Origin of the sequence: Streptomyces sp. NPDC001717 (assembly GCF_042892775.1) — a bacterium.
Lineage (GTDB): Bacteria > Actinomycetota > Actinomycetes > Streptomycetales > Streptomycetaceae > Streptomyces.
In genome coordinates, this window is record NZ_JBIAUK010000051.1 from 17,041 (window position 1) to 30,684 (window position 13,644).

A 13,644-nucleotide genomic window follows, 5' to 3' on the forward strand; every position below is an offset into this window, starting at 1 on the left:
CTGGGGGCGGGGCGGTCCGTGCGGCGGGCACCCCGGCCGCGGCCGCGGGTCCCGCTGGCGTAGCGCACCGCTCTGCCGGGTCAGGAGGGCGGCAACGGCCCGGTCGACGCCGACGCCCTGGCCGTGCGCGGCGGTCAGGAACCCGGCGACGCCGACACCTTGCAGGTCGCGAGGAGGGCCATCTTGGCGGCCATGTCCGGCCGGGCCGGGGTGGCGAGATCGCGTCGCGCACCAGGCCTTCGGGCATCCTCGATTGAGCAGGTTCGCCCGCCGGTCGGTGCCCAGGGTCCGGATGCGGGCGGCGTTGGCCTCCACCGTGTTGTAGACGGTCTGGGTGATCTGGCCGAGCTGCGGCAGGAAGGTTGCCCGGTTGGCGCCGGCCCTCTGCAGCAGGAACCCCTGCCCCGCCATCCGGAGCCCGTCCTCACCCGGCATCAGGCCGGCCAGCGCCGAGCGGTCGAGCAGCGGGCGCAGCGCTTCGGCAACCTCACCAGGCAGGGGGCCGGGACTGGTCGCCGCCCTCGATCTCCTCCGGCCAGTCGATGGGAGCGCAGTCCGTCCGGTTAAGGATCCCGGGATCGGGAGGGAACTCCTCGTTGTGCGGCCCGGTCCAGTAGGCGCGCCGGGTTCGCGGTAGCGGAATCTCCACCAGCCTGCCGTCGTGGATCATCCACAGACCGAAGCAATCATCCTCCTCGTCGTGGATCAGCACCTGCACCGTCTCCGGTCGGGGCCACGGCAAGGACTCCAGGTGCTTCAGCAGCCCGGACCGTGGGCGCATCCGCACAAACTCCGCACCCCAGCCGAACCCCCAGTGCCCACCGGGTCTCATCTCGTAGAAGGTGCCGCGCCAGGTACGTGTGTCATCCGGGCGCGTCAGCGGCTCCATGACTTCGTCCGCGTCCTGCGCTAGCACAATGACTTCAGCGATTCTGCTCATGCCGCAATACCAGCGCCAGCCAGCCCCTCACCGCAACCGAGTTCAAATGCCGGTCAGACACCGGAGCAGCCCCAGGAACTGGGGCTGTGGGGCCCCGCAGGGTGATTCGCCCGATTTCAGTCGCGGTGTGCCGAGCGCCGATCAGGACGTTGAGGCCGGCAGAGTCACAGAACGGCAGCTCGGACACGTCGATGACGATCTCTTCGGGCCCGCCGGGCCGGGTGGACGCCGCGTGCAGGGCACGGCACAGCATCGGGGCGCGGTCGATGTCCGTCTCACCACCGACGTGCACGGCCAGGCGTTGGCCATCCTCGTCCTCCCACCTCCTGTGCGGGTTTTTGCCCCGCCCGTGCAGCGCGGCGGGTGCTGATCCAGACTCGTCGCTGATCCGGAGCGGTTCCCCGATCTCCTCGCGGCCGCGGTGGATGTTGAGCGACGCTGAAGATGAGCATGGGGGCGGCGTGCTGGTTGCCGATGGGGCGGGATGAAGCGACCCCGGCGGCCGGACGGCTGCTAGAAAGGGCCACACAGACTGCAAGATCCGGCCCAGAGTCCAGGCGGCGGCCGGGATCCGTCAAGAAGGGGCCCATGCATACCAAAGGCCGGAAGGTGCTGCGCCGCAAGTCCTTCGTCTTCCTGTCGCTGCTGTTCACCACGCTACTTGGAATGTTCGCGCTGGGGGCCTGGGTGAGCATGGCCGACGGCGGGCCTGACACGGACGCACTCACGGTCATGGCTGTGATGCTGGGCGGGATCGCGTTCATCCGGCGGATCACCGGGTCCCGCATAGTGCTCGGCGAGAAGGTGCTGTCTGTGGTGAATCCCGTGTTCACCCATGACATTCCGTACCGATACGTGGCCAATGTGGCAGCTGACAACGGCGGGAGCCTGATCATTACCACGTCGCAAGCTGTCGAGATCGGGGCCTTCGGGTTCGCCGGATCGATCGTGGACCATTTCGTTGGTTCCACCGACCGGGCCATCTTCCAGATCAAGGCCAGGCTTGCGGAACGGGGGGACCTGAGAGGGAACTCCCGTACGGTCCGGCGCTACACCCGGGCGTGGGTGGCCGACGGCTGCACGGTGGGGGATGCTCGTCTGTATTGCTCTCGCCGGCACCATCGGCGGCTGACTCGATCTGACCAAGCGAGGCCGGCCCCTACTCGTTTGCAGATGACCGTGTACAGGGACACGTCGACGACCCCGTTCGTGTTCAACGCGTCGTTGCACACGAAGAGGCGACCGGGCCCCAGGCGCGACCACAGCCCGTGTGCGACGGGGGGCTGTCACCCCGCCTCATCGCCACGCAGAGAGTCGTCTGACAGCGGTGGAGAGATCCCACCGGGGCTGGTCCTGGATGGTGAGCTGCTGGTCTGGGAGCCGGAAGCGGGCCGGCTGTCGTTCGAGACGTTGCAGCGCCGAGCCGCCGCCCGCGCTCGTAGCGGCCCACGCTCGCGGTCCGCATCCCTGCTTCATCGCTCTGGACGTCCTCCAGCTCGACGGAGCCGAGTCGAGTTGGCAGGCCTGGGCATGGAAGTTGGCAGCGGGGTAGTGGTCGGGAGTCGGCTGCTGTGTGTGATCCTCTGGTGCTGCCCCGGTCTCGGGGCACACAAGGGGGGAACGCTCATGCGGAACGTACTTCGCGCTGCCTTCGGGGCGGCGATATTGCTGGTCACGGCCTCGACGGGCTGCTCAGGTGGGGAAGGGACCACTGCGAAGCCGTCGGCCACTCAAGCCGCCGCCTCAAGCGCTGCGCCGACTCCCTCGCCTCCGGATCTGACCGCGGTGACCAACCGGACCCGTACCACCCTGATGACATCTGGGGCAGTGGGCCGCGACGCCCCCGGCTCCCAGGGCCTGATGCTGGTGGAGGCCTGGCCAACCGGCGCCGCCTACGCCTGGGAGACGTCCGACCGGCGCCTGTGCTGGGCGTCGGCCGGCAAAACCGGATCCTCCGAGCGGGCCTGCGCCACCGATCCCACGACCATCGGAAACTCGCGCGGGGTGGACCCGATCGCAACCCTCTTCACCGACGGATGGGTTCGTCTCTTCGCTGCCGACCACCAGCAGGTGACCTCTGCGACCTGCGGCGGCGAACCCCTGGAAGTCCGCCGGGTCGGTACCGTCGCGGACGGTGCCCGGACCCTCTATGCGGTGTGGTTCCCGGACTACACGAAGGGCAGCATCACGTTGCTCCTGAGCCACGACGGCACGACGTCCAAGGCTCCGCTCCAGCTCGGCGACATCGGCGACCGCACCTGCGCCCCCTCCTAGGACTTGTCCAGCCGGTCCTGCCCGGAGCCGGACGAAACCGGTCCGGCGCCGGACAGGACCGGCAAGCGGCGACTTCGGCATTTGTCCGGCCCCGCCGGGTCACCAGGACAACCGCGGGTCTTGTACGTGCTCCGGCGAGTGCCGGTCCTCTCCCCTGCCCAGACCGGTCCGGACCAGGAAGCCAGGGTCCACGTCCCACAGCGGCGCAGCGGTGTGAACTCGCTGGGTGCCGGGGATGCCCACCTCGACGAGGACTCCGTCGCGGAACATCCACAGACCGAACAGGTCGTCGTCCTGGTCGTGCAGCATGACCTGCACGCAGGCGGGCTCGTTCCAGGGCAGGGACTCCAGGTCCTTGAGCACCCCGCGGCGCCGATGCGACTTCTCGAACTCGATGTGCCAGCCCCCTACGAGCCAGGGGATCTGTACGAAGCAGCCGAGCCAGGTGCGGGCCTCGTCCGGCCGCGTCAGCGGCTCCATCACCTCGTCCTCGTACCGCGCCAACACGATGACCTGCGCCATTCTGCTCATGCCCACATGTCACACCGCGCCGGACACCGAAGGCAAACGGATTGGGACCGGGAGCCGTCGAGCCTCCCTCGCCACGCGGAGTTCGCCTGAGACCAGCTGCTCCCTTGGTCGTCGGCCTTCTCGTGCGCGGCTTCTCGTTCACGCGCTGGAGCACCGGACATACCGCCGAGTACGTCAACGGGCGGTCCTGCCCGCGCAGGGTGCGCCAGACCACCGCATGCGGTCCACCGAGCCTCGACCGGCGACGTAGCGGGCCGGCCACAGCAAGGAGTCCGGCGACAGCCGGGCCACCCCCGTGCCCTTCGACGCGACCCACCGGTGCTGACCGGGCCAGTCGATGTCGGCCCTTCGGACGCCCAGCAGCTCGGTGGCGCGCGCCCCTGAGCTGATACGGCACGAGAGCAGGGCCCTGTCGCGATCGCTTCCCATCGCCGCAAACAGCGCGTCCCATGCAGCATCGGACAATGACCGCGGCGCCGGTTGGGAGGACGTCTGGCGCAGTCGGCAGCGGTGCGCTGGACAGCGAGAACGGACGCTTCGCCGAACTGGGGTGGGCCAAGCCCTTCCTGACCTCCGGGACGGCCACCCAAGGCGTCTCCTGAACCAGGGATAACATCCTCGGCACGAACATATCCGGGGGGAGGGGCGGGCGATGACGGCATGGTTGTCGTTTCGGGGCGCCGCCGCGGCGGCGCTGCTGACAGTGGTGACGGTGTCGTCCTGCACGGCGGGCGGGAGTGACGAGGCCGGCACGTGCAAGGTACGGCACGAGCTCGACCAGATCACCTCACGGTTCCCCTCGTTCAAGCAGCTTGAATCCACGTCGTGGTGCGGGATCGACCCGGACAAGCCGTCCCGGTCGCTGCCCTCGCAGAACAACATCCGCCTCGTGGGCGTGCTCAACGCGGTGGACGACCAGGGTGTGCTGAAGGACCTGGAGAACCCCGCTCTGGAGTTCAAGCCCGTCGTGCCCAAGAACGTGCCTCCGGAGATCATGAAGCTCCTGCCGGAGGGGGCCGAGTGGATGATGAGCGACCGGATCAACAAGGACATCACCGAGGATCTCTACTCCGGGGTCTTCTACTACGACAAGCGCAGCGGACAGGTGCTCTTCGACTGCTCGAACCCGATCCGAAAGGACGGTCCCGCACCCGTCATGACAAGCAACTGAACCACGGGCCCGGATGGCGGTCGGGGAGCCCCGGCCGGCATCCGCCCCCGGACCGCAAGCGGCCCCGAGGGCCGATGCCGTGACGCGGACGGGGCACGGTATTTCCAGGCGATGGATTCCAGGGTTCGGCGGTGGTCGGCCCACCTCCGCCCACGGACCGGATCTGCCGGCACCAGCTGCTTGATCCTGTCCCACATCGCATCACGGATCACCAACCGGACGGATACACCTGACCAACTGAGAGGCCCGTCGAAGGGACACGCCTTACCCTGACTCGCCGGTGACGCAGGCGTGGCACAGGCATCGGTCCGGATGCGAACCGTACGGCGCAATCTCGACGCGGTACTGGCGTGCGTACCGTTCCAGCGTCGCGGAGACTTCCGCTGCGTAGTCCGCGCCGAACCCACCTTCGCGTCCTGCCTCACACAGCCGCTCCAAGACGCGCGGGGTGTGGACGAGTTTCGGCCGGAAGCCGTAAAGGTGGCGTGTCGCCGTAGTGATGACGATCCACCGGCTGGTGTGCCGCTCACGTCCGACTACCGTGACCCGATCACCCCCCGGACCCCAGTACACTCCCGCCACGTAGACCTTCGCCCCGCCCTTGAAGCACTTCGTTCCCGGGCGCAGTTCCTGGCCCCCGACTCCGCACCGACGCCAGGCCACAACGTTCGCCGCCACCAACCAGACCGGCTCCGGCGGTGGGACATCCGCCTCGGTCACTCGCCCCACCTACCTCGCCGACGCACTGGCTGATCCGAAGCAGCAATCGTAGACGGGGCGGCCACGACCGCCCCGTCGGGCCTGTCGTCCTGGTCGGCTTGAACGTGCAGGGTGCGGCGGGGCGAGCTTGGTCAGCGGGCGGCGGAGATGGCCTCGGCCTCGGCCAGCGAGGCTTGCCACTGAGGGCTTTCGAAGTAGTGGTTGTCGTACGTCTGCGAGCTGTCCCGGATCTCCTGGACGGTCGCCTCACCGCGGTAGACGCGCTCCAGCAGCCGGTAGTAGTCGAAACGGTGCAGGCCGGGCGTGAAGACGACGAGCATCTCGGCCGTGCTGTCCGGCGCGGGCGCGAAGGCGTGCGGAACCGTGGGCGGCACGCTGAGGAACGCCCCCTTCTCCAGCGTTAGCACCTCGTCGTCGACGAGGAAGCGCATCGTGCCGTCGAGCACGAGGAACATCTCGGTCGCCTTCGTGTGGAAGTGCGCAGGTGCGCCCGGCGACCCCTTCTCGAACGTGGCCCTGTTGGCGGTGAGCGCACCGGCCGTGTCCCCCGCGTCGGCCAGCAGGGTGATCAGGCTGGTGGCCCCGTCCTGCAGGGACTCGACCTGGTCGGCTCGGACCAGGAACGGACGCTGCGGCTGGGTGTCGGCAGTCATCAGGGTTCTCCTCACTACAAGAGATTCGGCCTCGGGGCAGATCGGCCCCACATGCCCTACATGCCCCACGGAGATATCGGTGCTCCCCGGGAGCCCTTCTTGATCATGAAATCTATCCATCGGGGTGTCCACTTCGGTTTGCATTGCGCGCAAGGTTCTTTGATTCCGCGCGCCATCAGGTGCGGAGCGGGCCTGCGCACGGCGTTCGGCGGATGCACGGAGGACTCGCGGACGGCGCGGCCGAAGGCACCGGCGCCGGCCAACCCCCATAGGACGTCGGTGCCTGCGATGTGCGCGCGACCCCGCGCACACGGTGCCGCTCTCTTCGGGCCGAGTGGGTTGTCAGCCCTCGATCCTTGCCGCGTGGAGTACGGCGCCGACCGGCTTTGGATTCCGGGGAACGGCACATGGGCCGGCCGTTCGGGTCACCCGACCGGCCTACACGCGCAGGCCCTGGTGGGCTGGTTCGTGTCACGGTGGCAGAGCGGCCATACGGTCGACACAGGCGGGACCCGGCCGGTCAACGACACCCTGCGGCCGCGGCCGGGCCCCGCTATGGGCCCACATGGGCGCTCTGCGCCTGCCGCCCTACCATGCGCCAGCCGCACGCAGCGCGCGCCTGCCAGCTCGTCGCCGCGGCGACGTCACCCCCCCCCTGTTCCGTGCATCAGCGCGAAACCAGGCGCTGCTGTTGTGGGGCGTGCACACGCAGTCCTCGCAGCCGAGACGGCGTGGCCTCGAACTCCCCGGCCGCCGGTGTGGCCTGGCCGACGGCGTCCTCGTCGGTGATGCATACCGGCGCCCGGGCAGGGCCGTGGCCTTGGCGCACGGAGTGGAACTCGCGTTTGCCGACCGCAGTGGTCGAGAGCGAGCGCTCCCCCTGGCCGGGCCAGGCCTGAACACCTCTCTCGGCCTGACCGGACCGGCTCTGGTCGGCCCCTTTCGCCGCTCACCGTCCTGCCGCTCATCTCCACCGCTGCGACCGGTCCCCGACGGCAGGCCCGTTATCGTGGCCCAGCGCACCGCTCCGGTTCGCGCTCTCTGTCACCTGCAGGGCGGGGTGCGCTGGTGAGGGAGTTCGGTCGAAGCGACCTGGTTGTCACCAGCGAGACACGCGACTTGTCGCCACCGCTCATGCTGCAGCCTTTCTGTCATCCGTCGCACGACCGGGCGGCCGGTCACCCGCGCACGATCACCGATGGTGAGCAGCTTCTGGCAGGCGATGCTTGACCTTGCCGCTGGCGGCAGGGTTGGACGATGACCGGCATGAACAGCACCGCACCGCGCACCAGCAGGATCGTCGCCGTCACCGGAGCCGGCACCGGGATCGGCCGAGCAACCGCCCGTGCCTTCGCCGCCGAGGGCGCCCACGTGGTGGCGATCGGGCGGCGAGCCGAGCCACTCGAAGAGACCGCTGCCGGGGACGCCAGGATCACACCGCTTGCCGCCGACATCACTGCCGAGGGCGAGCCCTGTCGGATCCTCCAAACCGTAATGGAGACACACGGTCGTCTGGACGTGCTCGTCAACAACGCCGGCATCGTGCGCAGCGGTGCTCTGGGCACGCTGACGCCCGAGATGATCGGGGCTCAGCTCGCCACCAACCTTGTCGCCCCCATACTGCTGGCTCAGGCCGCGCTGCCGCTCCTGGTTGCGTCGCGCGGGGTGATCATCAACGTCAGTACCTCGGTGGGGCAGCGGGCCTGGCCGGGCAGTTCGGTCTACGCGGCGACGAAAACCGCTCTGGAGCTGCTGACCCGCAGCTGGGCGGTCGAGCTGGCACCCCGCGGGGTGCGGGTGGTGGCCGTCGCGCCCGGCGCGATAGACACTCCCATCGCAGAGCACCAGGGCCTGACTCCGGAGCGCATGGCCTCTGTGCGGGAGTGGCAGCTGGCGCACACCCCGCTGGCCCGGATCGGCCGCCCCGAGGAGGTGGCCTGGGCAATCACCCAACTTGCCTCTCCGGCGGCCTCGTTCGTCACCGGAGCGGTACTCCCGGTCGACGGCGGAGCGGTCGTGGCGTGATAAAAGTAGGTCGGGAGGTGGGGCGGGTGCTCATCGGTGACCTAGCCAAGGCAACAGGGACGACCGCTCGCGCGCTGCGGCACTACGAGCAGGCCGGACTGATCTCCTCCGAACGGGCCTCCAACGGCTACCGCGTCTACAATGAGCGGGCCGTGGTGCGAGTGGGCAACATCCGCTACCTGCTGGCCGCCGGGCTCACCCTGGACGACGTGCGGGTCTTCCTGCCGTGCCTGGACGGTGATGTGGCTGCGGCATCACCCTCGGACAAGGGCCTGCGGGTCGCGCGACAACGTCTGTCAGTCCTCGACCGGCGGATCGCCGCACAGACCGAGGCCCGCGACCGACTGGAAACCGCGTTGCGACAGGCAGTCGGTGACCAAGTCCGCCCAGTGGCCTGACCAACCGCCATCACACCAGCCGAAGACCCCGGCGCCGCTGTGCCGGGACACGGTAGAGGGAACCACGGAGCCCGATCGACCAGACGTTCCCGGTCGATGGGCCACGATTGGTGGCACCGATGGGACAGCCTTATGGGAACCGCCGAGGTCCCAGGACCGGGATTCTGGCACTGCTGTCAGCACGCTGACCTGCGGCGACTGTTCGCCCCGCTCTCACCGTTGGTCTTGGTTCCAACATCCATGGCCACGTTCCAACGGCTCCCGGACGGGAGCGAACACCGCACGGGAGTGTGGATCGCCAACCAGCGCCGGCGCCACGTCCGGCTCGACGGCGACCAACTCGCCGCCCTCACCGAGCTCAGTGGACTGGACCGGACCACGGCGGCCCCACCACTGCGCGTCACGCTGCCATCGTAAGCTTGTCGTTTATGGTCCGGCATCGAACGGGGCTCGAACTTGTTCCGTGTTTTCCCAGTTCACCAGATGTGTGAGGGGCCACGGGCCGATCCTGTGCTGAGCGACAACGCAGCACAGAGGCCGTGATCGTGGGACTGGTCGAGCACGAGGTTCAACGAGACGCCTTGACGGTGGTGGTTGAATTCCGGTCGGAGCTGTACGCGTGCCTAACCACGCGGAGCGATGCCCTGTTTGAGCTGTGCGACGCTCTGCTGCGCACCGATGGACCGGTCCGCACCCTCGTGGACCTGGCGCTCGCTCCTGAGCATCGGCGCGGGCACGGGGCCCTGTCCTCCGGGATCAACCACGGTGGGGTTGACGTCGCCCGGCTGAGGCGGGCACTGACCAGCGTCCCGCTTCCCCGAGCCGGCGACGGTCGGCTGGTGCTGGCGGTGGCTCGGACCGCTCCTTCTGCCATGCCTTCGGCCGGGGCCTGGGCAAGCACCAGATGATGCCCGGCTGGCCGTACTCGATCGTCGCGGCGCTGGAGACCGGTCGGACCTCGTGGACCGCGTTGCTGGACGCGATCCGGTTGGAGCCCGGTGCTAACTTGGCCGCGGTCACCGCCAGCCAGGTCCGCGACGTCGTCGAACGCCTCGTGGAAGCTGGCCAGTGGCAGGCAGAGGCGCCGAACATCTTGGTCGTCCTCGATGCGGGCTTCGACGCTCCCCGCATCGCCCACCTCCTGAGTGATCTTCCCGTTGAAGTGCTGGGCCGGCTCCGTTCGGACCGGGTCATCCGCAAGCCCGTCCCCGTGCCGTGGGTCTGTTCGCCGCAGGGTGGTCGCCCGCCCAAGCACGGAGGCGAGTTCGTCTTCGGTGACCCGGCCACGTGGTGCGAGGCCTCCGCGGTCACCGTCACCAACACCGACCGGTACGGGACCGCAACCGCGCAAACCTGGGACCGCCTCCACCTCAGGCTGACCCGCCGGGCGGCATGGCTCGACCACGAGGGCCCGCTGCCCATCATTGAGGGCACCGTGATCCGCCTGACGGTCGCGAAACTGCCCAGCGGCGGGATGAACAAGCCCGTCTGGCTGTGGTGGTCGGGCACCGGTGGCGCCATGGACGACGTCGACCGGTGCTGGCAGTCTTTCCTGTGGCTTCGTTCACGTTCAGCAGCAGCGTTTGTCGATGGGTTTCAGCAGCGGTTGGTCAGGCATCTGACTCGTGGATGTTCACGAGAAGTATCGGCAGTGCCGTGTCGCTGAGGCGAGCATCGTGAGGGGACGCTGGTTCAGCTGACGTTGAGTCCCAGATGCTCGCGTCCCGGACGAAGGTGCGATGATCTGTTCGTGGTGACAGATGCCGAGTGGACTCGGATTCGGAGGGGCCTGCGCTTCGGGCAGGTATTCGAAGGCACCGTGGTGAAGGTTCCTCGGCCCGGTGCGATCGGGATCTTCGTGGACATCGGTCTGAGCGTCGGAGGGTTTGTCGACTCTCTGTGGCTGTCGGGCGAGATCGAGGACTGGCCAGCGGAAGGCATGGTTGCCGATTTCAAGATCTGGTGGGCTGACAGCCGCCAACAGATCCGGCTGATGCCGTGCGATTCTCGGTATCTGCGGAACGACTTCACAGCCTTGGTTGAACGCCTCCGCCCTAATTGGTCATCTGACGTCGGCCAGCCCGTGCCTGACCCAGAGCCTGCGACCCCCGACGAGTAGCGGACCACGCTTCGCGCTGATGGGCCGCCGGCCAACTCCCCTGGACCCTGACCCCAGGACAGGTCCAGCGGTCCCACAAACCCCAGCGGACGGGCAGCGAAGCCATCCAAGGTCACCGACACTCCTCGAGATACCTCGGCTACGGTTCCTCCGCAGAGGTCGCCGAACCTGAAGTGCAGTCAAGAACCTCCGGGAAACCTCATCGTCCGACGTTCGGCTCATGCCGACGCTGATCACTCTGTCATGGAGTGGCCAGGCATTGCTGGCTGCTATGAGCGTGGCTGTTCAGATCCGTTGCCGGTGATGCTGCCGGGCCACCGTGTTGATTCCGGCCCGCAGGGTGCTTCCAGGTGGTCAGCCGGTCCAACTCGTCGTCCAGTGGGGCCGGTTGAATATTGGTTACACCGTACACAACGTGTACGGCGTAACCAGAGACCAGCAACCGGAGGTTCTACCCGACCGTTGCGCACGCATTCGCCGCTTTGATGAACGGCCACGACCCCGACGCCGTGGACGGCTTCGTGGCCGAGGGCTACGTCAACCACAACCCCTACGTCGAGGACGGCCGCGAGGCCAACCGGGTGTTCTGGGGCCGCTGGTTCGCCGCCTTCCCCGACACCCGGGTCACCCTCGAGGACGTCATGGTCGGCGGGGACCGCGTGGCCGGCAGCTTCACCTACCGCGCGACCCACCTGGGGTCGCTCCTCGGAGAGGAGCCCACCGGCCGCCCGGTGGAGATGCGGTCGCTGGACATCTGGCGGGTACGGGACGACGGCATGGCGGTCGAGCACTGGGACGAGCTCAACACCATCGAGTTCTTCACCCAGCTGGGCCTGCTGGCGCCGATGGGCATGCCCGGTGAGCACGCCGGACTGCCGAGCCGGGAAGAGGGCGACGCGGCATGACACCTCCGGAACCCAAGCCCTCCCCTTCCCGGCAGCGCCGCGAGCGAGAACGGGCCGAAGCACGGTCCGAGATCCTGCAGGCCGCCCGCGAGATGGCCCGCACCGACGGCTGGGACTCAGTGAGCATGCGCCGCCTGGCCGACCGGATCGGCTATTCCGCCAACTACGCCTACCGCTACTTCAAGGGCCGCGACGACATCCTGCTGGCCTTCGTCAAGGACGGCTTCGTCCGGCTCGCCGGCATCATGCGCTCGCGTGGTACGTCGGTCCAGACGGCGGCGGCCGCCTACCTGGACTTCGCACTCGACGAGCCGGACCTCTACCAGGTGATGTACGGCCTCGGCGGCGTCCACGTGCCCGCCGCCGAAACCGTCGCCGAAGGCGCCGAGGTCGGCGCCGTGATCGCGGACGCCCTGGGGATCACGGACCCCCACGAGGACCGCATCGCCCGCATCTGGGCCACCGCGCACGGTCTCGCCGCCCTGCACGCCATCCGAAAACTCCCCGTCGACCGCGCCCACCTGCACCGCCTGCTGGCGGCAAGCGTCGACGACCTGCTCCGCACTCCGCAGCAACCAGATGGAGGCGCCCGATGACCACAGCCCTCACCATCCCCGGGTGGACGTCCGACCACACCCCCGACCAGACCGGCCGAACGGCCGTGGTGACCGGTGCCAACAGCGGCCTGGGCTACATCACCGCCCGTGAACTCGCGCGCCACGGCGCCCACGTCATCCTCACCGCGCGAAACGCGGACAAGGGCCGCGCCGCGCTGGACAGGCTCCGTGCAGATCTCCCCGAAGCCACCGCGGAACTGTGCGCCCTGGACCTGGCCGACCTTGACTCGGTCCACGCGTTCGCCGACGCCCTCGACACACCCCTGGACGTACTCGTCAACAACGCGGGGATCATGATGCCGCCCCGCGCCCTCACCAAACAGAGGTTCGAGTCCCAGTTCGGCACCAACCACCTCGGGCACTTCGCGCTGACCGGCCTGCTCCTCGAGCGGCTACGGGCCGGACACGATCCACGTGTGGTGACGGTCTCCTCGACCCTGCACAAGAACGGAGCCATCCACTTCGACGACCTCGACGGCTCACGCTCCTATGGCCCTGCACCACACCATCAACCACCGGCCGAAGTCTCACTGACCCTGTCCGCGAGACTGAGCACATGACCGAACGTCGCCCCCTGGGCACCGGCCCGCGCCCCGCAACTCCCCCAGCACAACCGACCGCAGGCCGCCGGGCCCGGCTCGCCGCCGAGCCCGCCGAGCTGGTCGAGGCGTCCGCGAGCGCGCCCCGCTCCCGAGGCCGGCGCACCCTCGGCACGGGCACAGACGCCTCCGCGCCCTGACCTCCGGCACCAGCCGGGTCTGCTTGAGGCGGCCCGGCGGTACTGCCCCCGGCAGGCCGGGCACCGGGCCTTACCCACGCACGCCATATCGGCGCGGGCTGCCCCGACCCTAGCCCCCACGCCAAGCCCACACCGCCGCCCCAAGACACCCCCACCCAACCCGAGGCCACAGAGGCCACCCTGAGGCCTCTGAGGCACGCTCCACCGGCCCGGGCGAACACACCCCGGCACAGGAACCCGCTGAACAGGCGTCAGCGGGTTCAAGGGACCCCATGCTTGGGGCGGCGCTGTTTGATGACTGCCCCGCCGACAACGGAACGGCGTGTCATGCCTTCTTAAGCTCCCACTTCTGGGGTGCCACCACCTTGTCCATATCTGGAGCCGGAGGCAAGTGAGCCCTATACTTCTCCGGGATTTCATCGGACGGCGAGAGCCTCAGTCGCATGCGCAGTTCATTCTCGAGCTCGCGGTACATGGCAGCGACACCGAGAGCGCCGCTCCTTACCCATGGGCTGTCATCGTCGACCGAGCCGGACAAATACAGGTCACGAT

At 68.6% G+C, this 13,644-nt stretch carries 13 protein-coding genes and 4 pseudogenes; 11 read left to right on the top strand and 6 right to left on the bottom strand.

Features of this window, described 5'->3' with window-relative positions; translation table 11 throughout:
* Nucleotides 1-487: 487 nt before the first annotated feature.
* Both ACFYZL_RS39295 and ACFYZL_RS39300 read right to left on the bottom strand, forming a co-directional pair.
* Nucleotides 488-940, bottom strand: a complete 453-nt coding sequence (locus tag ACFYZL_RS39295; protein ID WP_388685907.1) for a hypothetical protein — start codon at nucleotides 938-940, stop codon at nucleotides 488-490.
* Complete coding sequence (locus ACFYZL_RS39300) at nucleotides 924-1,469, bottom strand: STAS domain-containing protein (protein WP_388685935.1); 546 nt, start codon at nucleotides 1,467-1,469, stop codon at nucleotides 924-926. Before ACFYZL_RS39300 ends, ACFYZL_RS39295 begins: the two co-directional genes overlap by 17 nt.
* 59 nt (nucleotides 1,470-1,528) lie before the next feature.
* On the opposite strand from ACFYZL_RS39300, the gene ACFYZL_RS39305 reads away from it, so the two are divergent.
* Nucleotides 1,529-3,214, top strand: a complete 1,686-nt coding sequence (locus tag ACFYZL_RS39305) for a hypothetical protein (RefSeq protein WP_388685909.1) — start codon at nucleotides 1,529-1,531, stop codon at nucleotides 3,212-3,214.
* A gap of 99 nt (nucleotides 3,215-3,313) precedes the next feature.
* Here ACFYZL_RS39305 and ACFYZL_RS39310 read toward each other — a convergent pair whose 3' ends face one another.
* Nucleotides 3,314-3,745 carry a hypothetical protein gene (locus tag ACFYZL_RS39310; RefSeq protein WP_388685912.1) on the bottom strand — a complete coding sequence of 144 codons (432 nt, stop codon included), beginning with the start codon at nucleotides 3,743-3,745 and terminating at the stop codon, nucleotides 3,314-3,316.
* A 652-nt stretch (nucleotides 3,746-4,397) separates the two neighbouring features.
* Here ACFYZL_RS39310 and ACFYZL_RS39315 point away from each other — a divergent pair.
* Entirely contained in the window at nucleotides 4,398-4,916 is a 519-nt protein-coding gene (locus ACFYZL_RS39315; protein ID WP_388685914.1) for a hypothetical protein, read from the top strand.
* Nucleotides 4,917-4,984: 68 nt separating this feature from the next.
* On the opposite strand, the pseudogene ACFYZL_RS39320 reads toward ACFYZL_RS39315, so the two are convergent.
* Both ACFYZL_RS39320 and ACFYZL_RS39325 read right to left on the bottom strand, forming a co-directional pair.
* Nucleotides 4,985-5,113 (bottom strand): annotated as a pseudogene (locus ACFYZL_RS39320) (IS5/IS1182 family transposase); the annotation flags it as partial.
* A 654-nt stretch (nucleotides 5,114-5,767) separates the two neighbouring features.
* Nucleotides 5,768-6,289, bottom strand: a complete 522-nt coding sequence (locus ACFYZL_RS39325) for a cupin domain-containing protein (protein WP_388685916.1) — start codon at nucleotides 6,287-6,289, stop codon at nucleotides 5,768-5,770.
* 1,257 nt (nucleotides 6,290-7,546) lie between these two features.
* Between ACFYZL_RS39325 and ACFYZL_RS39330 the strand changes: the two genes are divergently transcribed.
* The 9 genes and pseudogenes from ACFYZL_RS39330 to ACFYZL_RS39370 all read left to right on the top strand — a co-directional run bounded on the left by ACFYZL_RS39330 (nucleotide 7,547) and on the right by ACFYZL_RS39370 (nucleotide 13,092).
* On the top strand, nucleotides 7,547-8,314 hold the full coding sequence (locus tag ACFYZL_RS39330) for an SDR family NAD(P)-dependent oxidoreductase (RefSeq protein ID WP_384746474.1): 768 nt from the start codon (nucleotides 7,547-7,549) through the stop codon (nucleotides 8,312-8,314).
* A gap of 26 nt (nucleotides 8,315-8,340) precedes the next feature.
* Nucleotides 8,341-8,712 (top strand): MerR family transcriptional regulator, encoded by a 372-nt coding sequence (locus ACFYZL_RS39335; protein ID WP_388685920.1) that lies wholly within the window; start codon nucleotides 8,341-8,343, stop codon nucleotides 8,710-8,712.
* 240 nt (nucleotides 8,713-8,952) lie between these two features.
* Nucleotides 8,953-9,129: a hypothetical protein gene (locus ACFYZL_RS39340; protein ID WP_388685922.1), complete on the top strand. Its 177-nt coding sequence runs from the start codon at nucleotides 8,953-8,955 to the stop codon at nucleotides 9,127-9,129.
* 128 nt (nucleotides 9,130-9,257) lie between these two features.
* Nucleotides 9,258-10,267, top strand: a pseudogene (locus ACFYZL_RS39345) (transposase); the annotation flags it as partial.
* Nucleotides 10,268-10,462: 195 nt separating this feature from the next.
* The gene (locus tag ACFYZL_RS39350; RefSeq protein WP_388685925.1) at nucleotides 10,463-10,831 is read left to right on the top strand and encodes a hypothetical protein; all 369 of its coding nucleotides are present in this window, start codon (nucleotides 10,463-10,465) and stop codon (nucleotides 10,829-10,831) included.
* A 473-nt stretch (nucleotides 10,832-11,304) separates the two neighbouring features.
* Nucleotides 11,305-11,736, top strand: a pseudogene (locus tag ACFYZL_RS39355) (ester cyclase); the annotation flags it as partial.
* Nucleotides 11,733-12,332 carry a TetR/AcrR family transcriptional regulator gene (locus tag ACFYZL_RS39360; RefSeq protein ID WP_388685928.1) on the top strand — a complete coding sequence of 200 codons (600 nt, stop codon included), beginning with the start codon at nucleotides 11,733-11,735 and terminating at the stop codon, nucleotides 12,330-12,332. The pseudogene ACFYZL_RS39355 and the gene ACFYZL_RS39360, both read left to right, overlap by 4 nt.
* Nucleotides 12,329-12,850: pseudogene (locus ACFYZL_RS39365) on the top strand (SDR family NAD(P)-dependent oxidoreductase); the annotation flags it as partial. The gene ACFYZL_RS39360 and the pseudogene ACFYZL_RS39365, both read left to right, overlap by 4 nt.
* Nucleotides 12,851-12,909: 59 nt before the next feature.
* Nucleotides 12,910-13,092: a hypothetical protein gene (locus ACFYZL_RS39370; protein ID WP_388685930.1), complete on the top strand. Its 183-nt coding sequence runs from the start codon at nucleotides 12,910-12,912 to the stop codon at nucleotides 13,090-13,092.
* A 325-nt stretch (nucleotides 13,093-13,417) separates the two neighbouring features.
* Here the strand turns inward: ACFYZL_RS39370 and ACFYZL_RS39375 are convergent.
* Nucleotides 13,418-13,644: hypothetical protein (locus ACFYZL_RS39375; RefSeq protein ID WP_388685932.1), on the bottom strand; the 227-nt coding region annotated here is incomplete at its 5' end.